At 60.3% G+C, this 18,519-nt stretch carries 20 protein-coding genes and 2 pseudogenes; 8 read left to right on the top strand and 14 right to left on the bottom strand.

What is annotated here, in order from left to right; genetic code table 11:
• Positions 1–140: 140 nt before the first annotated feature.
• From AB433_RS20710 to AB433_RS21390, 6 genes and pseudogenes are all read right to left on the bottom strand, one after another.
• A complete protein-coding gene (locus AB433_RS20710) occupies positions 141–308 on the bottom strand; it encodes a hypothetical protein (RefSeq protein WP_156170878.1) in 168 nt (55 codons plus the stop codon).
• Positions 309–360: 52 nt separating this feature from the next.
• Entirely contained in the window at positions 361–915 is a 555-nt protein-coding gene (locus AB433_RS19655; protein WP_053058897.1) for a GntR family transcriptional regulator, read from the bottom strand.
• A 16-nt stretch (positions 916–931) separates the two neighbouring features.
• Complete coding sequence (locus tag AB433_RS21680; protein WP_342670062.1) at positions 932–1,477, bottom strand: phytanoyl-CoA dioxygenase family protein; 546 nt, start codon at positions 1,475–1,477, stop codon at positions 932–934.
• A gap of 26 nt (positions 1,478–1,503) precedes the next feature.
• Positions 1,504–1,827, bottom strand: coding sequence for a phytanoyl-CoA dioxygenase family protein (locus AB433_RS21675; protein ID WP_342670061.1), 324 nt, complete (start codon positions 1,825–1,827; stop codon positions 1,504–1,506).
• Positions 1,828–2,011: 184 nt separating this feature from the next.
• Positions 2,012–2,392: pseudogene (locus AB433_RS21395) on the bottom strand (acyl-homoserine-lactone synthase); the annotation flags it as partial.
• Positions 2,393–3,020: 628 nt separating this feature from the next.
• Complete coding sequence (locus AB433_RS21390; protein ID WP_245626706.1) at positions 3,021–3,161, bottom strand: hypothetical protein; 141 nt, start codon at positions 3,159–3,161, stop codon at positions 3,021–3,023.
• A gap of 33 nt (positions 3,162–3,194) precedes the next feature.
• On the opposite strand from AB433_RS21390, the gene AB433_RS21385 reads away from it, so the two are divergent.
• Positions 3,195–3,743, top strand: coding sequence for a sensor histidine kinase (locus AB433_RS21385; RefSeq protein WP_053059244.1), 549 nt, complete (start codon positions 3,195–3,197; stop codon positions 3,741–3,743).
• Positions 3,744–3,868: 125 nt separating this feature from the next.
• On the opposite strand, the gene AB433_RS20705 is transcribed toward AB433_RS21385, so the two are convergent.
• Both AB433_RS20705 and AB433_RS17550 read right to left on the bottom strand, forming a co-directional pair.
• The gene (locus AB433_RS20705) at positions 3,869–4,036 is read right to left on the bottom strand and encodes a hypothetical protein (RefSeq protein ID WP_156170877.1); all 168 of its coding nucleotides are present in this window, start codon (positions 4,034–4,036) and stop codon (positions 3,869–3,871) included.
• A 304-nt stretch (positions 4,037–4,340) separates the two neighbouring features.
• Complete coding sequence (locus AB433_RS17550; protein ID WP_342670054.1) at positions 4,341–4,706, bottom strand: MerR family transcriptional regulator; 366 nt, start codon at positions 4,704–4,706, stop codon at positions 4,341–4,343.
• Between the two features lie 59 nt (positions 4,707–4,765).
• Here AB433_RS17550 and AB433_RS17545 point away from each other — a divergent pair, with 59 nt between their 5' ends.
• Positions 4,766–5,128, top strand: a complete 363-nt coding sequence (locus tag AB433_RS17545) for a mercuric transporter MerT family protein (RefSeq protein WP_010240364.1) — start codon at positions 4,766–4,768, stop codon at positions 5,126–5,128.
• Between the two features lie 168 nt (positions 5,129–5,296).
• On the opposite strand, the gene AB433_RS17540 is transcribed toward AB433_RS17545, so the two are convergent.
• A complete protein-coding gene (locus AB433_RS17540) occupies positions 5,297–6,646 on the bottom strand; it encodes an IS1380 family transposase (protein ID WP_169749280.1) in 1,350 nt (449 codons plus the stop codon).
• Positions 6,647–6,789: 143 nt separating this feature from the next.
• Between AB433_RS17540 and AB433_RS17535 the strand changes: the two genes are divergently transcribed.
• From AB433_RS17535 to AB433_RS17530, 3 genes and pseudogenes are all read left to right on the top strand, one after another.
• Positions 6,790–7,131, top strand: coding sequence for a heavy-metal-associated domain-containing protein (locus AB433_RS17535; RefSeq protein WP_047819462.1), 342 nt, complete (start codon positions 6,790–6,792; stop codon positions 7,129–7,131).
• Positions 7,128–7,283, top strand: a pseudogene (locus tag AB433_RS21845) (GDCCVxC domain-containing (seleno)protein); the annotation flags it as partial. The gene AB433_RS17535 and the pseudogene AB433_RS21845, both read left to right, overlap by 4 nt.
• A gap of 75 nt (positions 7,284–7,358) precedes the next feature.
• Entirely contained in the window at positions 7,359–8,717 is a 1,359-nt protein-coding gene (locus AB433_RS17530) for a dihydrolipoyl dehydrogenase family protein (protein WP_047819461.1), read from the top strand.
• Between the two features lie 147 nt (positions 8,718–8,864).
• Here AB433_RS17530 and AB433_RS17525 read toward each other — a convergent pair whose 3' ends face one another.
• From AB433_RS17525 to AB433_RS20700, 3 genes are all read right to left on the bottom strand, one after another.
• Positions 8,865–9,617 carry a LuxR family transcriptional regulator gene (locus AB433_RS17525; protein ID WP_047819460.1) on the bottom strand — a complete coding sequence of 251 codons (753 nt, stop codon included), beginning with the start codon at positions 9,615–9,617 and terminating at the stop codon, positions 8,865–8,867.
• 184 nt (positions 9,618–9,801) lie between these two features.
• Entirely contained in the window at positions 9,802–10,410 is a 609-nt protein-coding gene (locus AB433_RS20165; RefSeq protein WP_156170615.1) for a DUF2285 domain-containing protein, read from the bottom strand.
• Positions 10,394–10,585: a transcriptional regulator domain-containing protein gene (locus AB433_RS20700; protein ID WP_047819459.1), complete on the bottom strand. Its 192-nt coding sequence runs from the start codon at positions 10,583–10,585 to the stop codon at positions 10,394–10,396. The genes AB433_RS20165 and AB433_RS20700 overlap by 17 nt, the downstream gene beginning before the upstream one ends.
• Before the next feature lie 368 nt (positions 10,586–10,953).
• Between AB433_RS20700 and AB433_RS17515 the strand changes: the two genes are divergently transcribed.
• The 3 genes from AB433_RS17515 (at position 10,954) to AB433_RS17505 (ending at position 16,199) form a co-directional block, all read left to right on the top strand.
• On the top strand, positions 10,954–11,574 hold the full coding sequence (locus AB433_RS17515; protein WP_082134707.1) for a sigma-70 family RNA polymerase sigma factor: 621 nt from the start codon (positions 10,954–10,956) through the stop codon (positions 11,572–11,574).
• Between the two features lie 255 nt (positions 11,575–11,829).
• Positions 11,830–14,052, top strand: a complete 2,223-nt coding sequence (locus AB433_RS17510; RefSeq protein WP_053058892.1) for a TonB-dependent receptor domain-containing protein — start codon at positions 11,830–11,832, stop codon at positions 14,050–14,052.
• Positions 14,052–16,199 (top strand): Atxe2 family lasso peptide isopeptidase, encoded by a 2,148-nt coding sequence (locus tag AB433_RS17505; RefSeq protein WP_047822858.1) that lies wholly within the window; start codon positions 14,052–14,054, stop codon positions 16,197–16,199. Before AB433_RS17510 ends, AB433_RS17505 begins: the two co-directional genes overlap by 1 nt.
• Here AB433_RS17505 and AB433_RS17500 read toward each other — a convergent pair.
• Both AB433_RS17500 and AB433_RS19645 read right to left on the bottom strand, forming a co-directional pair.
• Positions 16,164–17,909, bottom strand: coding sequence for an asparagine synthase-related protein (locus AB433_RS17500; RefSeq protein WP_047822856.1), 1,746 nt, complete (start codon positions 17,907–17,909; stop codon positions 16,164–16,166). The two genes, AB433_RS17505 and AB433_RS17500, sit on opposite strands and share 36 nt — an antisense overlap.
• Positions 17,906–18,481 carry a lasso peptide biosynthesis B2 protein gene (locus tag AB433_RS19645; RefSeq protein ID WP_183309186.1) on the bottom strand — a complete coding sequence of 192 codons (576 nt, stop codon included), beginning with the start codon at positions 18,479–18,481 and terminating at the stop codon, positions 17,906–17,908. The genes AB433_RS17500 and AB433_RS19645 overlap by 4 nt, the downstream gene beginning before the upstream one ends.
• Between the last annotated feature and the right edge of the window lie 38 nt (positions 18,482–18,519).

The following is an 18,519-nucleotide window of genomic DNA, read 5'->3' as shown; positions in this document are numbered from 1 at the left end:
GAGAAGTGGCCACGCAAAGGCCGCGTCTTTGCGACAGCTAGTGGGGCGGGCTTTACGGATACGCCAAGGGGAAGGTGAAGCTCGACAGCCTGATCGAGGAACGTCGCGAAGAGCCGCTCGACGCCTGGCGCCTTCATGATCTACGACGAACCCTCGCTACGAACTTTCAGCGGCTTGGCGTTCGGTTTGAAGTCACCGAAGCCGTTCTCAACCACGTCGGCGGATCTCGTGCCGGAGTCGCCGGCATCTACCAGCGCCACGATTGGAAGGACGAGAAGCGCCAGGCACTCGATGCCTGGAATGATCACCTCGCGACGGTTCTGTCGAGAGTGGAGAGACCACCTAACTCATTGGCGAGGGCTAGGCGGTCTGCTGGTTCAAACGTCCGACCAAAGCGGGTACCAGAGCCTCGATGTGTTGATGATATGCGCGTACCGCCCGGGTTGAGCCATCGAACCCCTGCTGAGCTGTTCGCTCAATTTGCTCAAGGGCATGCGACGCCCCAGGCCAAATCTCCGGCTCGAGTTCACGTATCGGGTGGAGTCTGTCGCTAATGCGTTCGACCAAATGTACGCGAAACCGATTGCCTGAGTTTGCCGCGATGTCTCTGAAGACATGCGCCAATCGGTCGGCATAAGCACCCTGAGTGACGTTGGATCCTTCGTCGATTTCCAGTGATTTGCGGTCGGTGTCGGAAGTGTGCTCCAAAAGCAGCGCGTTGACTTGCAGGATGTCGCGCAAGGCCTGTTCGGTAAGCAGCGGTACGCGAAATCCTTCGCCGGGCGTGAGGTCGACCAGCCCTTCGCCGACAAGCTGGTTCAGGCTGTCTCTTACCGGCGTCATGCTTACTCCGAAATCGTCAGCCAGTCGCATCGCCTCGAGCTTCGCACCGGCCCGGAAGCGCCCTTCCAGCAATGCATTTTTAAGCCGCCTATACGTAGGCTCGAGGACGTGAGCGGGACTCATCGCCCGCTGCGGCGCGTCTCGGCGAACTCACGAACCGCTTCTTTCTGGTCGGGGCGCAGACTATCGGTTGCCTGCGGAATTCGGGCACCTTGTCGCTCAGCAGAACCGACGGGCATTGCCCTTCGAAATTACCCAGGTTCGGGCGGTGCTGCACATAACCGGCCAGTTCGGCGAGTTCGGGCGAGAACTCTTTTGCTACTGCTGGCGGATAGGCCAGCCAGAGATTCTCGTAGGGTTTGAGCCAGCCGAGACTGTAGCCGATTACGACACCGCGGCGGACATCCTCGGTCTGGTTTGGTCCCGCTCCATGGACGGTGGAGCCAAGAAAGCAGATGGCATCGCCGGGCTTGCAAACTGCGACTATGGGATCGTCGAGACTTTCGAGATTGTCGACAGGCTTTCTGTGCGTCCCGGGGTAGATGCGTGTCGCGCCATTGAGGCGAGTAAATTCGGTCAGCGGCCAGATGACGTTGAGAAGATATTCGTGATCGCCCTTGCGGCCTGCCCACATATCCTGATCGCAATGCGGAAACTGTTCTATCTCGCCGGGATGGATCGCGATCGCCTGGGCGACATTGAGCTGTATCCGGTCGCAGGCGCTGCCGAGAATTGCGCGGCGAGCGATAGGACTAGCGGCTGCAGGACCAGATCGCCCGCGACCTGCGAGCGGCGAAGGAGGCTTCCAAACCGTTTGGTCCGATGCCCATAGAAGTCTCCCTTGCCGAGTGGCGCCTGCGCAAACGCAGCTTCCAGGTCCGCATCGAGTGCGGCGATCTGTTGCTCGGCGACAAGCTGCGGAATGATGCAATAGCCATCCTCTTGCAGCTGATCGAGCCAATACGCCTCGCTCGGCGCAGTCATGCTGCCAGCTCCATACCACCATAGGCTTCCGGCTGAGGATTGCGGCAGTAGATCCCTGCGTTGGCGAGTTGCGCGCGTGTATCCTGATCGATGTCGATGCGAAGAGCGACAAGCTGCTGCCATCGATAGAAACGCACGGTCCAAGCTGCTGGCAGCGCCAGCCGAACTGGGCGATCTGACGGAACCAGGGCACTGGGGCGACCGCCGAATAACCAGAGATCCCTTCCGATATTGCAAAATCGGCGAGTGCGGAGACGAGCTGGTTGCGGACACTCCGGCGATCAGCGCGCGGCAACGTGGGATCGATACAGAATCGGGTAATCTCGCGAAATGCCTCATCCTGCGGAACAGGTCCGGTGCACAGCTGCGGAAAGAGATCGCGTAAGATATGAGGTCCATCAGAACGCAGGAGCCGGGCCGATGCGCGATGCTCGCACTTTTCGCCGGTGAGGACGAGATAGGCGGCCGAGGGCGTATCGAACTGGTCGATTTCAAAGGTCCCGTCGAGCACCGGAACGTCCCACCCAAGAAGATCCACGAACACGCGCTTGCGCGCCTCGAACATGGCGCGAAGTGCCGGACGACCAGGTTTGCACCATTTATACCGCTGCTTTGCTGCATGAAGATTACCTGTGAACTTGATGACTGCTCGCATCTCATCAAATCCGGATAGGCAGCGACATACCAAGAACTGGGGAGGGCCCCGTCTGGCGCAATACAGGGCCAGTTTACTGACCGCCTTACCTGTGCGATGAGCTTCAGCGATTGAAAATCAACAAGATACGACAGGTATCCTATCGGTCCGATTCTGTTCATCCCGAGAAGGTCACAAGCTGGCTATGAATGCAAAAGTCATCACGAACTTCCAGCTTGGCAGCCGCGAATCCTCTTCGGCGCCTGATGTCTTGCCCCTGGCTACAGAGCATGCGCTGCAATCCGCCGGAGCTGCTTCCATGCGCTCGCCGACACCATGCCGCAGATGGTATGGTCGACTCTTCCCGACGGCTCCCACGATTATTACAATGCGCGCTGGTATGAATTCACGGGTGTCCCTGTCGGATCAACCGACGGCGAAGGATGGGCCGGGATGTTCCATGAGGATGACCAGGCGACGCATGGAAGAAATGGAACCACAGCCTCGCTACCGGCGAACCGTACGAGGTTGAATATCGCCTGAGGCATCACAGCGGTGATTATCGCTGGATGATCGTCGTGCGCTGCCGATCCTCAACGAGGAGGGTGAGATCCAGCGCTGGATCGGCACTTGTACGGATATCGACGAGCAGAAGCGCACCGCCCTCCAAAACGAAATCCTGAGTCAAGAGCTCAGCCATCGCATCAAGAACATCTTCGCGATTGTTTCCGGTTTGATCAGCCTGACAGCGCGCGCAAATGAAGCGTTCGGTGAAGCGTCGCGCGACCTGCTGGGCCGGATTTCCGCGCTGGGGCGCGCGCACGAATTCGTCCGGCCCCACAGCGAAAAGTCCCAGCCCGAGGGCAAGGAAGTGACCCTCGCCACGCTGCTTGCGACGATCTTCGAGACCTATCCTGCCTTTTCCGAAAGAAGGATTGCTATTTCCGGCCCCGATATCGCGGTCGAAAGCCGCGCCGCCACGCCGGTTGCATTGGTGTTCCACGAGCTGGCTACCAACGCGATGAAGTACGGAGCTCTGTCCAATCCCGAGGGAAGGATTTCGCTGGACCTTTCAACCGAGGACGAGATGGTCCGCTTCCGCTGGAGGGAACACGGAGCTCACATCGACAAGGCGAGTGAGCCTCAAACGGGTTTCGGAAGTCGCCTCATCGAGTTGGCCGTGAAGCAACAGCTAGGAGGCAATTACGAGAGAACCTGGCATGACGATGGCGTTGAACTCGTCATGGATGTCCGAAAAAGCAGGTTGCAGGAGCCTAGTTAAAGAAGAGCCTAAGACGGGCTGGCGGATCGATTTTTTTCGCCCTTCCGGACCGCAATGACATAGTCGAGAACCTGCTTGAGAATGCTAAGATCGACCGGTTTTTCCAGCGCGCCCAGCGTTTCCGCTCACCCCTTCGCCGAGTTGTGCGGGATTGGCGTTACGAAAATAACCTCGATCCCGAAATCCGCAGCAAGCTTCTCGCCGATCCTCGGACCAGTGGCTCCATCGGCCAGATTGACATCGACGAGCGCCACATCGATCGCGTCTGAAGCCTTTGCCAATGCCGATTGCATGTCGTCGGCTATGCCTGCGGATTCATGACCGGAGATCGTGAACCACCGCCTCCATTTCGACAGCTATGAGGAATTCGTCTTCGACAATCAGAATGGTGGTCGGCATGGAAGGCTATCAAAAGTTAAATGACAAGGCTCTGTAGTGAGGGGACGGACAGGGCGCATATTCGTTCCCTCGCCTCGTCGGCATCCGGCTTCGATCGAAATAGCTTCAAGACGCGCACCCGTTCCGACGGCATTGCGTCACTATCGGGCGCCAGGACCACGACCAAAGAGCGTATCTATGATGGGGCATTCCGGAACATCACCGGCCTTCGCAGCGGGCTGATACATCGGCTAGCGTGCGCTCCAACCTAGTCAAATCAGCAATTTTAGCTCGCACGCTGGCCAGATGGTTATTGGTCAGATCCCGAACCTCGCCGCAGCTGTAGGGGTGCGAATCAACGAGGCTGAGCAGGCTTTTGAGCTCCTCGATCGAAAAACCCAGATCGCGGCCGCGCAAGATAAAGCCGAGCCGCGCCTGGTCGCCGGGTGGATAGAGCCTGTGCCCGCTTGCCGTACGCTCGGGAGGCTGAAGCAGACCGATGTTCTCGTAGTAGCGGATTGTCTCAAGGTTGCAGCCCGACCGTCTGGCCAGTTCTCCCCGTTTGATCACTTGCGATGCTGTCATGAGCCATATGCCAATTAGTGCTTGAACCTGTAGTTACTACAGGGAGTACATTGGTTTCCATGGTCGATCAAATGCACAAGAACGCGCAGCGCTTATGGGCGAGCGGCGGGACGCTCGGCGCGATACTCGCCTCGTCCTGCTGTATTGCCCCGCTGTTATTGCTGAGCCTTGGCATCAGCGGCGCGTGGATCGGCAATCTCACTGCGCTCGAACCGTACAAATGGGTATTTATCGCCATTGCGGTTGTCTTTTTGGCCCTTGGATTCCGGCACGTCTATTTTCGGCAAGCCGAACCTTGCGAAGACGGAACATATTGCGCGCGGCCCGGAGCAAACCTGCTCGTCAAAAGCTCCCTGTGGCTGGCGACCGTATTGGTCGCTGCCTCGTCCACGGTCGAGTGGTGGGCGCCGCAATTCTACTAGCCCGGTTTATTCATGAGGCCGCAGCAGCGAAGTGGATGGGCCTTGATCTGACGTTGGCGGCGTAGTCCGGGCGAGCGTCTTCGACGGCATTTTTCACCGCGTCAGGATCAATGGGCTTTTCGAGGTTGATGGAATGGAGCTCGGAGTTCGGCGGCACAGCCGCACCGCCTAAGTAGGTGCAGGCCTGAGATTGGTGGCGATGGCTTTCAAAACGGAGGCATCGGGACAGGCTGACGCGAAGGCGACACGGATGCGAGTGGCGCTCTCAATGACGCGGGCAGCGACCTTGAGCAGCCTGAGGCGCAACGTTGCGAACTCGGCGGTCGCGAGCGAGGCTGCCTTGGGGATTTCCTGCTGAATGCGCCACAGGAGCCAGTATGCGGCGGTGTGCAGGATGAGGCGCATCTGATTGGCGTTGGGAGAGCGGCACGAGGTGCGATCGCTGGCCAGCTGGGTCTTGTGCAGCTTGATCAGGTTTTCGGCCTGACCGCGCGCGCAGTAGAGCGTATCATAGATGTGCTCGGCCGAGCCTTCGGTCAGCGAAGTGACGACATAGCGGATGTCCATGCCCATCGTACTGGCCTCGATCCGGGCGACGACGCGGCGCTGGCACTTCCAGCTTTTGGCCCCGTAGCGGGTCTCGGCATAGGTGCGCAGGACCGGGTACTGGCGCTGAGCGCGTTTGACCGCACAGGCATCGGCGGCAACGACGATTTCGGGATCGGCGCGTAGCACGGCGTTGGTCGGCAGGCCGAACACGTAGTCGACGCCGCAACCCTCGCAGACGGCCATGACCTCGGGCCGCCCATAGTGCCCGTCGCCGCGGATGGTGATGTGCGTTTCGGGCCATTGCCGGCGGATGTGGCGCACGAGGCGCCGGATGTGACCGGCAGCTTCAACACCAGACGGTGTCTTGCCGGTGCGCAGCAGCATCGCCACCGGCCGGCCAGTGGCGGTGTCGTAGACATGGATCGGCAGGAAGCAACGCTCGCCATGATGACCATTCCAGAACGACAACTGCTGATAGCCATGGACGACATCGCAGGTATCATCGATATCCAGCGTCACCGCCGCCGGCGGGGCCGGATAGCTGGCGCAGTAGATGTCGATCATCGCGGCCAGCATCTTCGCCAACTCGCGCGTGATCGGTGCATTCTCCCACCGGCTCATCGTCGGTTGGCTGGCCAGCCCCGCGCCCGATCCCGGCAGCTTGCCCAGGGCCAGGCGGAAGCCCGGATCGTCGCGCAGGGCATCGAGATCGTCGGCATCCTCATAGCCGCAGGCGATCGCGAACACGCGGGCACGCAGGATGTCGTCGAGGCGATGGATCACCCGCGCAGGATCGCGCGGATCGGCAATGCAAGTCGCAAGCCGCTGGCAGATACCCATCGCGCGCTCGGCCTGCGACAGCAACAGAACGCCGCCGTCCGAAGTGAGCCGACCACCGTCGAACGCGGCTGTGACTTTCTTGCGGTCGACCGCTGGGAATCGGAAGGGGCTTGCGATATCGTCGTTCATGGCGGGTGTGGCCTGTGGCATTTTCTGCCCTGCAGCAGGGCCGGTGTAGACACCCAGTTCCTAATTCAGATCAGAGGCTTATGCCACTCCCGCCAACCCTTCGTAGCCAACCCCGTGAATAAGACGGGCTAGGAGTTCGAAAGATGAAGAAGACGATGATCGTCGCAGTTGCGATACTGGGACTGGCCGGAGCGGGTATCTGGGCAGCGACCTTGTTTCCGCCAAACTCCGACGAACGGGTTCAACAAAATTCCGCGCATCTGCAATCGGCAAGTTTTGCGGTCGAGAATATGACCTGCGCGACCTGCCCGATAACGGTTCGGCGCGCGATGGAAGGCGTGGCAGGCGTGCACGAGGTGACTATCGATTACGAGACCAGGACGGCGACTGCGCAGTTCGATCCTGAGCGAACAACCACAAGCGCGATCGCCGCGGCGTCGACCGAGGCCGGATATCCGGCGATCCTTTCAGAGAGCGCGCTATGATCAAACTGAAGTCCGAGATCACATGCCCTACTTGCGGGTACAAAAAGCTCGAAAGAATGCCGACGGATGCCTGCTGGTTTTTCTACGATTGCAATGGTTGCGGTGTGAAACTCCGCCCCAATGCGGGCGATTGCTGTGTCTTCTGCTCATTCGGCACCATCCCTGCCCGCCGATCCAGGAAACGCGTGCCGATCGCAAGGGCGCCACATGTTGCGGAGGGCGGTGAGATGAGTACGCGAAACTTCGATCTTATAGTGCTGGGTGTTGGTATGGCGGCCGTAAATGCCGCCAACAAATGCGCCTCAGCCGGTTGGTCGGTCGCGGTAGTCGACGAACTGCCTTATGGCGGCACCTGCGCCCTGCGCGGCTGCGATCCGAAGAAAATGCTCCGCCGCGGGGCGGAAATCATCGACGCAGCGCGGCTCATGCACGGCAAGGGCATCGAACCGAACGACATCGCCATCAACTGGCCCGATCTGGTCGCCTTCACGCAGACGTTCACCGACAAAATGCCCGGTCGGATCGAAAACGGTCTGGAGAGCAACGGCGTCACTACCCTTCACGGGAAAGCGCGCTTCGTCGGCGAAGATACCGTCGAAATCGACGGCGAGGGGCAGTTTCAGGCAAACCATTTCCTGATCGCAACGGGTGCCAAGCCGCGGACGATAGATGTTCCCGGCTCCGAACACCTTACCGACAGCACCGAGTTCATGCGGCTCGATGCGCTGCCCGAACGCATCCTGTTCATCGGCGGCGGCTTCATCTCGTTCGAGTTTGGCCATATCGCAGCACGCGCGGGCAGCAAGGTGTGCATCATCGACCGTGGCGAGAGACCGCTCAAGGGTTTCGATGCCGATCTTGTCGAAAGACTCGTTGCGCGGGGCGAGGAAGTCGGCGTCCAACTGCGACGACGCACGTCACTCAAAGCGATCGAGAAGGACGGGACGGGTTTTCTTGTCACGGTAGAAACTGACAGCGGCACGAAAGATTTGCGCGCCGATCTCGTCGTCCACGGCGCGGGCCGCGTCCCGGCAATTGGCCGGCTTGACCTGGCCGCAGCCAATGTCGAGGCAGGTGACAAGGGCGTTGAGGTCAACGCCTACCTGCAAAGCACCTCCAACCCCAAGATCTATGCTGCCGGCGACGCGGCCGACACGCAAGGCGCGCCGCTTACGCCTGTCGCAGTTTTCGAGGGCAAGGTAGCTGCGTCCAATATGCTCAACGGCAATCGGACAAAGCCGGATTATGCAGGCGTACCGAGCGCTGTATTTACGGTACCAGAGCTCAGCCGTGTTGGCATGCTCGAAGAGGAAGCACGAGAGGCCAGACATGATATCCGCGTCGTCGAAAATGACACCGGCGACTGGTATTCCAACCTTCGCGTTGGCGAAAGCTGCGCTGCAACCAAGGTCATAATCGATAACGAATGCGACACTATCCTGGGCGCTCATTTGCTCGGACCGGAGCATGGCGAGATCATCAATTTCTTCGGTTTGGCCGTCCGACTTGGACTGACAACAAGCGATCTCAAGAAAATGGTTTCGGCCTACCCTAGCGTGGGATCGGACCTTGGCTCGATGGTGTGATTGTGTTGAAGAAGCGGTTGAATAAGGAATTCGGCATATTCTGATCTGGCGACGCAGAGAGATGCCTGCACCGTAACACTGCATGCTCGAGTTTAATCGACGAAGCTGAGGTCGATTAACTGAAACGTTTCGACGCATCTGGTGCGTCTATCCGACGTCGCGCCAACGGATGATGTCGGCAAACCCGATCAACCCGTCGAACAGCGCCGCGACGACGAGGGACTGCTTACAATGGACCTGGTAGCGTTCGCGGGCCATCTTGAGATGCTGAATGACGGTTTCGGTGCTGATTTCGAGAATCATGGCCGTTTCAGCTGCAGTCTTCCCTCTTGCAACCCAGAGCAGACACTCCCGCTGCCGATCGGTCAGGGAGGGAACCTTCTCATCGAGTCTTTCTGAGCTCAGTCCCAGTGCACAGCTCAAAGCCAGCGTCCCGATCACTTCCGCGACGGCGAAACGCCGTCGGGGCAGTTCTCGATCGGGTCGAACAGCAAAGGTGCAGGTACCGCGCCCTATCCCGGGTAAGTGCCGCGGAACGGTATAGCCATTGCCAATTCCGCATTCCCGGCCAACATTGAGCATCTGACGGTCGCCGCGCGTGAGAGGGACGAGTTCGTCAATCCAGTCCCAGGCGAAACCGATGATGGTCTTGTCGCAGGCTCTTCGCACCGGATCCTGCCCTGCGAGGTCGAAGGCGATATAGACTTTCGCCCATTCGTCGGGATAGTCGTGCAATAGCAAGCCCGGTGCCTCGCACGATGTCGAACGCATCTCCAGGCTAAGTGCGAAGTGGTCGAAGCCAAGGCGCCGGGAAACCTGTTTAAGGGCGCCATCGAGTTCAGTGTCCGAACGAACATTGATAAGCTCAGTTGCGAATTCCTCCGCGAGATATGCGTACATAGACCTGCCGTTCGATCGGCAGCACGCAATCCAACACGCCGCCACCCGACCGCCTGCTCGGTGCCTGATCAGACGGTTCCATTCCACCTGTTCCGGCAGTTGCAGTTGCGACCCTGAAGGTCTGGTTCCAATCCGGGCGCGCCACAAAATTCAGCGGCTTGCCCAAGGAAAAACCATAGTGCATTCAGTGCGTTTGAAAAGGTCGGAACCGGCTTTGACGAAGCAGGTCGAGATAGCCGTGCGACGCCATCTTCCGTGCTTCGGCGACAAGACGCTGGGTCTGTCGGCGTTGCGATGACGATTTCCAGTCTATGGCGCGTTGCGCGGATAATCCGCGATAGACGAGGGTTCCCGCAATCTCTCGGAGGGTGACACCCTCAGGCGCTCTGGCCTGATTATCGAGTATGGCGAGCAGCAAGTGGAGGCGTCTGGACTGATAGGTGGTGGGCCGTAAGGGGTATCGCTTGGTGGGCACAGCGGAGCCAGCAACGCAGCGGTGAAACGCATCGAGCGCCGCTAGCCTGATCGGAACCGACTGGTCTTGAGGGATCAGATAATTGTCTCCACCCAACCGGGCTGAGGCCATAACGAGCAGCCGGTGACGAGCGCCAGTATCGGCGAGGACCAGATGATCTCCCGCATTGCTCGCTCGTTTGGCGATCAGGTCGCACGCTGCGCGCGCCGCCTTGACTCCGCCGCTACCGCTGAGAATTACAACATTGGGGTTTTCCTCAGCTCGCCAGATCGCCGGATCGCTGCGAGCCGAAAGGTCGGGATCAATCGGGAAATTCAAGGCCCCATGAACGCGCCATTCGGCGGCAAGCTGGGGATTGCGCGTCGAAGCCGCTTGCGCCGGCGATCCGGGCGTATTGTTGCCGGTAAGCGGAATTGCGGCGCAAGAATTCCTGCGCGAAATCCGAAAAGTCGTATCCGGCGGTCCGGTCGTTGCTGTCGAATGGTCGAGCCATGAAGCACCTCCTTTCTCGCCGATTGGGCTAGTGGCGCCAGCACCGCGCCGACATTCCAAGACCAAGGTATCCACTTCCCCAATATTGGGCATATTTGATCAGGCGCTCCCCGAGACCGGAGCATTTTTTTGGAAGATGATGCTGGCCGCCAAAAGCGGGTCCAAAATGGCTCTACTTACCTCTTGCCAGCCACTCCTATGTTGGGCAGATTGACTGCGCGCGGATTGATATTCTGGCACCGTCCGCGTGGATATTTCCGCCGGACATCATGCACGCCGGTCCGTCGCAGGCCCGGCGGCCGAACCGATCAAGGGGCGTAAATCAGGCCCCGGACGGCGGCACAGACCTGGAACCCGCACCAGTTCGCCATGGCGAACTCAGGTGGCGGTCGCCTCCAAGTTCGAAGCATGACTCAAGCTGTCGCCGAAATCCGGCACCAAGCTCCCCAGTGCGTGGGTCCCGCATATTGCTCTGCAAAAGTAAGCCGAACGGTCGACCGCCGCCGTACACTCGACGCCCTCTACCGCGAGGAACGGGCTGGACTGATCGCCTATCTTGCGCGCCGCGTGGGCTCCGAACGCGCCCGCGACCTGGCACAGGACGTGTTTCTGCGTGCAGCGACCAGCAAGCAGCTAACGGAACTCGTTAATCCTGCAGGCTTTCTGAGGCGGATTGCATTCAACTTGCTGGTGGACGAGGCGCGGCGGCAAAAGTGCCGCGTCAGGACCCAGCCACTTCTGGAGAACGCAGATGCGCCAAGCCGCGCCGCGCAGGAAGATGCCGTGCACGTTCGTGAAGCCCGGCACGTGCTGGAAATCGCGCTCGCGGAGCTCCCGCAAAAGACCGCGCGTATCTTCGCGATGAATCGCATCGAGAAGAAATCCTACCGTCAGATACATCTCGAGCTAGGCATCGCGCTGCCCACGGTCGACTATCATATGATGAAAGCTCTAGCGCATTTGCGCCAAGCGCTGGGTCACAGTTGGTGACTGCAACCACCCGGCACAAAAAGACCCCCCAAACTTTAATTTCAAATGAAACTAAGGTGTTCGAAAAAGTGAGCGTCATTCCCTGTAGCGGCCCGACCGCGCCAGAACAGGGAGACCCCAATGTCATTGAGAAATCGCACACTTTTCGTCCTTCTAACCGGGACAGCATTCGCAAGTGCCGCTCCTCCTCTTTTCGCCCAAGACAGTCCAGGCGAACAGGCACAAGATGACGCTGCCGAGGTTGGCGATACGGCTTTGGACGACGAAAGTTCTGCGATCGTTGTCACGGGAACGCGAATCCGAGGCGCACGGGTTGTCGGTGAAGTCATCGAGCTTGATCGCGAGACGATCGTCGAGGCTGGCCAGGTGGATCTGGGTGAAGCGATCCGCAGCCTACCCCAGAATTTCTCGGGCGGTCAGAACCCCGGAGTGGGTTCGGGTGCCGGGCTCATCAACAGCAACGTGAACTCTGCGGCCACTCCGAACCTGCGCGGTCTGGGTCCCGATGCGACACTTACGCTCCTCAATGGCCATCGCCTTCCGTACGATTCCGCCTTCGCAGGGGTCGATATTTCGGCAATCCCGCTCGCGGCGGTAGACCGGATCGAGGTCGTCCCGGACGGCGCGTCGGCGCTATACGGGTCCGACGCTGTCGCCGGCGTGGTCAATGTAATCCTGCGCCGTGATTTCGAAGGCGTGGAAACATCGGCGCAGATCGGCGCGAGCACCGGTGGCGGATATTTTCGCCAGCAGGCCGATATCGTCGGTGGAAGCCGGTGGGATGGCGGCGGATTTTTCCTCGCCTACGATTTCACCAACAACTCCGATATCGAGGCGGGCCAGCGATCTTATGCGGCCGCGCTCGACCCCGAGACCACGCTGTTTCCGTCGCAGGAACGGCATGCCGTCACGCTTTCCGGACATCACGAAATATCACCCGGTATCGAGGCAAGCGTCGATGCACTTTATTCGCGGCGCAGTTCGGTTCGCATCACCGGGTCTTCCACGCTCCGTCAGACCGCGGATCCAGTGGTCGAATCCTATACGCTCGCACCGTCGCTCAGGGTCGATATCGGAGCTTCGTGGCAGCTGTCTGTGCTCGGCGTTTTTGGACGCGACAGGACGCGCTACCGCACTACGTTTACACGGCCGTCCGCCCCGACAAGCGTGACCGAAGGCTGCTTCTGCAACGAGGTGCTATCGCTCGAAGCAGGTGCGGAAGGGCCACTCTTTTCGTTGCCGGGAGGCGATGCGCGCCTCGCAATTGGTGCTGGCTTGCGCGATAATTCGCTCGATTTCTCCCGCTCGGAAGGCGGCAATCTCGTTATCGCTTTCGACGAAACGCAGCGGGCCCGCTTTGCCTATGGGGAGCTGTTCCTCCCGTTGGTGTCGTCGCGCAATGCGATTGGAGGTATCGACGAGCTAGGCCTCTCGCTGGCCGCACGGCACGAAAGCTATCCCGGTCTCGACAGCCAGACCACGCCGCGCATGGGCTTGGTCTACGCACCCGTCCCCGGCTTGACCCTGCGGGGAAGCTGGGCGAGATCGTTCAAGGCTCCAACGCTTTACCAGAGGTTCATTCCGTACCAGACCATCGTGCTGCCAGCGTCGATCTTCGGCGCGGGTACGGCTCCGGAAACCGTCTTTATAGCAAGCGGCGGCAACCCGGATGTCACCTCGGAACGCGCGCACAGCTGGACAGCCGGTTTCGAATATCGTCCGCCGTCAGTGCCGGGTTTGCTCGTATCGGCCACCTGGTATGACATTCGCTATCGCGACCGGGTGGTTCGCCCGATTGCGGGATCGGTTGTCGCCGGTTTTCGCGATCCGGGTTATGCAAGCCTGATCGATTTCTCGCCCGATCCCGCAATCTTTTCCGGGCTGATCGACAATTCTTTGTTCGGCCTCGAAAATTTTTCCGGCTCGCCTTATGATCCGGCCAATGTCGTAGCCTTCATCGACAACCGCAATCGCAATGTCGCCGTCTGGGCAGTCGAAGGGATCGATGCGCGGATTTCGTGGGACCACGACCTCGGCAATCAGCGCAGACTGGGTCTGGAAGTCGCTGGCAGCTGGCTCGACAGCAACCAGCGCCTGAATTCCGACCTACCGCAGGTTCAGCTCGCCGGGACGATTTTTAATCCGCCGCAATACCGCGCACGCGGCGTGGCCCGCTTCGAAGCCGGCACTTTCAAGGCCAATGCGGCAGTCAATTATATAGGAGCACTGGAAGATCCACGTTTCGGCGTGGCGGAACGTCTGTCGCCAAGCGCCACACTCGATCTTGGCGTGAGCTACGATGTGATCGGTGGCGAAGGACGCAACCCCGGACTCACACTGTCGCTGACCGTGCAAAACGTGTTCGATGACGAACCCGAGATCATTGGACAGACGGGCCCGACCGATACGCCTTTTGATTCGACGAACTACTCCCCGATCGGACGGTTTGTCGCATTCGGAATCCGGAGGCACTGGTGATGTCGCTGGCACTCGCTGCAGCGCTGTCCCAATCCATCGTTCCGCACGTGGACCTGCCGCCGCCGCAAGAGGATCCGTGTGCAGGTTTCGAAGAGGCGGAGGGTCTATCGGGCATTGGCCAGCGGGCCTTTACGCTCGATGACCAGGTCAGGATGGCGGACATCGGACGCGCCAATCCGGTCGGCGCTGCGCGGGCCATCGGCGTAGCGCCCGACGGCGAGCACATCGCTTTCGTCGTAAAACGCGCAAATCCGGAAGCCAACGTCTACTGCCAGAGGCTTATGATTGCGGCGATGGACGGAAGCGGTGCCGCCGTCGAGGTCGACCGGGGCGGCGAATTCATCCGCGATGATTTCCGATTGCGCGACTTTCCCGCGATTATGGCCGGATGGGACAGGCCCAACCCGCCCCGCTGGTCTTCGGACGGCTCCCGGATCGGCTATCTCAAGAGGTTGAACGGTTCGACCCAGGTATGGCTGGTCGATCCTGACCGAACGGTACCACCGCGACAGGCAACCGCCCTTCCCGATAATGTCGATAGTTTCGCATGGACGAACGACGGAACTGCACTGATAGTCGCGACGCGTCCCGGCATACGCATCCAGTCAGAGGCTATCGCACGCGAAGCGGCCGAAGGATTTTTGTTCGACGAGCGTTTCTCGCCGCAATTCGCCGATCGGCCAATCCCGACCGGACAGCTTGAAACGCACTATAGCTACGTGTCGCTGGCGGATGGCGAAGTGTGGGTCGCGAGTTCGGAAGAAGCGCGCCTGCTCTCGGGCGAAGCGCCAGAGGGCCTCCCGGCTAGAGCCCGCGCCTATGCCGAGAATGACTCGGGGATTGCGGCCTGGCTCGAGCCGAGCGAGCCCACTCGGCTGATCAGCCCCACCAGGCTTGTCGTCGGGTGGCCTGACGGCAATCAGATAGTCTGCGAACAAAAAGCTTGCGAAGGGATCCGCGAGCTGTGGTGGTCGAGCGATGGAACCGCGCTACTCGCCCTCCAAGCGACGGGCTGGGCAAACAGTCAGACGGCCATTTTGCGATGGGAGCTTGGCGAGGCGCAGCCGCGCCAGATCCTGCTTACCGAAGATGCGTTGGTCGGATGCACAGTGGCCGGCGGCGAATTGCTGTGCGGCCGCGAAGGGTTCGGTCAGCCTCGCCGTCTGGTTGCAATCGATGTCGTCACCGGAGCAGACCGGCTCATACACGATCCCAATCCACGGCTTGAAGAAAGGACCTTCGGGACCGTTGAGCGCCTCAGGTTCCGCAACGCCTTCGGGGCCGAAAGCTATGCGGATCTTGTCCTGCCACCGGACCACCAGGCCGGGCAACGTCATCCCCTGATCGTCGTGCAATATACAAGTGTAGGGTTCCTGCGCGGCGGTACCGGGGACGAGGTCCCCATCCATCCGCTTGCCAACCGCGGTTTCGCCGTGCTCAGTTTCGATCGCCCGGACTTCTCTGCCGCGGCGCTTGGCGCGACCACCGAAGAGGAACTGACCCGCGCCAACCGCGCAGACTGGATTGACCGTCGCCGAGTCCAATCCTCGCTCGAGACTGCGATCTCGCTCGCCATCGATACCGGTTCGGTCGATCGCGCACGGATGGGCATCAGCGGCTTCAGCGATGGCGGATCGACCGTCCAGTGGGCGTTGATCAATTCGGACCTCTTCCAGGTCGCGTCGATGGGCTCATGCTGCGAAGACATGTATTCTTACCCACTCGCCGCGGGTCCGCGCTTTACAGATTTCGTACGCGCGATGGGATACCGCCATTTCGAGCCTGGCACCGAAGAGTTCTGGAAACCGATGTCGCTCATTCTCAATGTCGATGATGTCGATGTGCCGATCCTGATTCAGACCGGCGACAGCGAATATGAAGCGGGCCTCGATGTCTTCGAGACCTACTCGTACCGCGGCAGACCGATCGAACTCTACGTCCTGGAAGACGAGACCCACATCAAGTGGCAGCCCGCACACCGTCAGGCAATCTACCGGCGATCGGTGGAATGGTTCGAATTTTGGTTGATGAAGCGGATGGACTGCGACCCGGCAAAGGTCGGGCAATATGCACGGTGGCTTGCAATGGATGGCGCGCCCGCCCGAAAGGACCTACGATGCTCGGATGGTCGCAGCTCGCTCCCATGAGCGCGACCAGTTCTCGGCCTCGACGAGGTCGAGCAGGCGGTAAACCAGCGATCCGCGCCGCGATGTTTCGAGCGTGAAAGCCTGCTCGACAGCTGCGCGATCAATCACACCTTGTTCCGCCAGTTGGCCATCGAGAAGCAGATCACGAAGCACGGCGCGATGACGGTCGAAGGCACTTCGAATGAAACTGTCGGGTCCCGCCTTGGACGTGCGATCGAGAACGCTGCGAGGAAGCAGGTCCGCGAAGGCGGCGCGGGCGAGCGCACGGTTCTGACCGCCTGTCACCCAGGTCCAGGTGGGGACGCCGAGGCAGAATTCGAGCAGGGGCTGGCTCATCAGCGGAGAGAAGCGCGCTGGCCCGGGACCGAAGCCGTGTACATGATGCTGCGCGCGCATGATCAGCGCGAAGTGATCGTGTTTGCCTGGGTGGCGCCAGGTCGACAGGCGATGCCACGGCGTCAACGGTACGGGTGAGTCCTCCAAGATGGCCGCATCGGCAAGCAATCGGCTGTCTGGCGCCCAATTCTGTTTCGAATGGCCTCCCATCAGACGCTTGCCGGTCGCGCGCAGCATGGTCGGAACATCGCAACCTGTGACACAGCACATGTCTGGCAGAGTTTCGAAAAGCGCCGCCCTTGGCCCCTCGTTCCGCAGCCGGTCTACGATCGGTGCTGCGGAATGGAGAAAACAGAAGAGATTATCACCGCCATTGCCATCTAGGACGGTGGCTTTTCCCAGCTCTGCAGAACCCGCGGCGAGCAGGGCGTCGACCGCCGTCAGAAACCCCTTTCGACCGGGCCGCGAACGACCCGCGGAGGCACATGCGGTGGGACGGTAACAGGTCGTATCATAAACCCGCCGTGTGAAATCCGCACCCAGATGCTCGGCAAGTAGCCGAGCATACTCGCTTTCGTCGCCGCTGCTGTCAGAGGTCGCCAGCGTGATGCATCCAAAATCACTGTGCCCGGCGGCTAGCGCGGCGCACAGAAAGGAAGAGTCGACCCCGCCAGAGGTTGCGACAGCCACGGGTCCGAACCGGTCTGTCCATGCTGCGCAAGTCCGGATTGCCAGCTCTCTCAGTTCTGCGGCAGCATCGCTGAATGAAGGTTCGGTTCCTCGCGGAAGATAATCGGCAGCGCGCCAGACGGGCAGCTCGGATTCCTGATCGCCGGCGGTCACCATGAGCGTACCCGGGGTGAGCTCCTCCACGCCCGCGAGGCACGCTTGCTTCTGCCGCAATTCCGGATAACGAAGGAACAACGCGAGCGCGCCCCAGTCGACCTTGAGGCGATCTCCGACAGCTTCTCCGACCAGACAGGCATCGGAAGAGAACACCACATGCGTCTGGCTCATTCCGCGGTAGACCGGAAACAGGCCAGAGGGATCGACCAGCAACGCAAGAGTGCGGCGCCCCGGATCAGGCAGGATCGCGACGTAGGCACCCCAATAATTCCGAACAAGCCGCTTGGCGGCGGCCTGGACGGACTCGGATTCAGGTAGCGGGACAGCGTCGACCGTTCGGGCGGTTTGTGCAGAGAAGACGCACCCGATCAGGTACCCGTGCGTTCCCAGACTGGCTTCGGGAGTGTCATCGCTGGTCCAGAATGAAGCATTGTCACCGCAAACATCGTCAGGACTTGCGCTTCTGCGAACGACCGGCGGGACGCCACGCCGACGCGGGACGGCAAGCACGAAGCGGCCCTGTTTCAAATTATCAGTATCGGCGTGTAGCGCCGAACTTCTTCCAAGCTGTCATTCAGCACAATGTCGCGATGCTGGACCCAGGCGTGGGCACCGAACGGCCGGTCCTTCACGCCAATAACAAGATGCGTGCGCAGTCTCAGCTTGGCGAGGCGTAATTTCAACGCGATCGAACGCGGGAGACAGCGGTCTGCGGCCGAACGCAGAAGGCGGGCTTGCTCGAAAGCACGTACTGTGGGACCCGACCGGGATTTGGTGGAATGGCCCTGCGTGCGTTGCTCGGTCAGGTGGCGAAGTTCAACGAGGACCGTCTGGAATGATGTCCGCGCAAGGCGATGTTCGATCCGGCGCTGCGACCAGACAGCTGCGGCCACATCGGCCAGCCGGAAAGGTCCTTCACCAATATCATGGGAAACACGCTGTGGGACGAGCCAGTCCGCAGGGCGCGGCAGTGGTGGCGGCTGATGCCAGGACACCGTGGCTTCGATGCCGAGCCTTTCGAGAAACACGTGCTGCACTCCGTCCGCCAACGCAAAATAGCGGTCCCGCGCGATGTCCAGAAAGATGAAACGTTCGCTCACCTTGCACCACGCGAGAGCCTCGGGATCCGGATTGACCA

It is taken from the genome of Croceicoccus naphthovorans (genome assembly GCF_001028705.1).
GTDB classification, from domain to species: domain Bacteria; phylum Pseudomonadota; class Alphaproteobacteria; order Sphingomonadales; family Sphingomonadaceae; genus Croceicoccus; species Croceicoccus naphthovorans.
This window is presented reverse-complemented; position numbering and strand designations above follow the sequence as displayed.

What these genes read in the sequence shown, in the direction of transcription:
- AB433_RS17515 (WP_082134707.1), top strand. Translation starts at nt 10,954, where the DNA reads ATGGCGAACTCAGGTGGCGGTCGCCTCCAAGTTCGAAGCATGACTCAA.
- AB433_RS17535 (WP_047819462.1), top strand. Translation starts at nt 6,790, where the DNA reads ATGAAGAAGACGATGATCGTCGCAGTTGCGATACTGGGACTGGCCGGA.
- AB433_RS21390 (WP_245626706.1), bottom strand. Translation starts at nt 3,161, where the DNA reads ATGGCTGAGCTCTTGACTCAGGATTTCGTTTTGGAGGGCGGTGCGCTT.
- AB433_RS17550 (WP_342670054.1), bottom strand. Translation starts at nt 4,706, where the DNA reads ATGACAGCATCGCAAGTGATCAAACGGGGAGAACTGGCCAGACGGTCG.
- AB433_RS17525 (WP_047819460.1), bottom strand. Translation starts at nt 9,617, where the DNA reads ATGTACGCATATCTCGCGGAGGAATTCGCAACTGAGCTTATCAATGTT.
- AB433_RS17545 (WP_010240364.1), top strand. Translation starts at nt 4,766, where the DNA reads ATGGTCGATCAAATGCACAAGAACGCGCAGCGCTTATGGGCGAGCGGC.
- AB433_RS21680 (WP_342670062.1), bottom strand. Translation starts at nt 1,477, where the DNA reads ATGTGGGCAGGCCGCAAGGGCGATCACGAATATCTTCTCAACGTCATC.
- AB433_RS20705 (WP_156170877.1), bottom strand. Translation starts at nt 4,036, where the DNA reads ATGCAATCGGCATTGGCAAAGGCTTCAGACGCGATCGATGTGGCGCTC.
- AB433_RS17505 (WP_047822858.1), top strand. Translation starts at nt 14,052, where the DNA reads ATGTCGCTGGCACTCGCTGCAGCGCTGTCCCAATCCATCGTTCCGCAC.
- AB433_RS21675 (WP_342670061.1), bottom strand. Translation starts at nt 1,827, where the DNA reads ATGACTGCGCCGAGCGAGGCGTATTGGCTCGATCAGCTGCAAGAGGAT.
- AB433_RS20700 (WP_047819459.1), bottom strand. Translation starts at nt 10,585, where the DNA reads ATGGCTCGACCATTCGACAGCAACGACCGGACCGCCGGATACGACTTT.
- AB433_RS17530 (WP_047819461.1), top strand. Translation starts at nt 7,359, where the DNA reads ATGAGTACGCGAAACTTCGATCTTATAGTGCTGGGTGTTGGTATGGCG.
- AB433_RS17540 (WP_169749280.1), bottom strand. Translation starts at nt 6,646, where the DNA reads ATGAACGACGATATCGCAAGCCCCTTCCGATTCCCAGCGGTCGACCGC.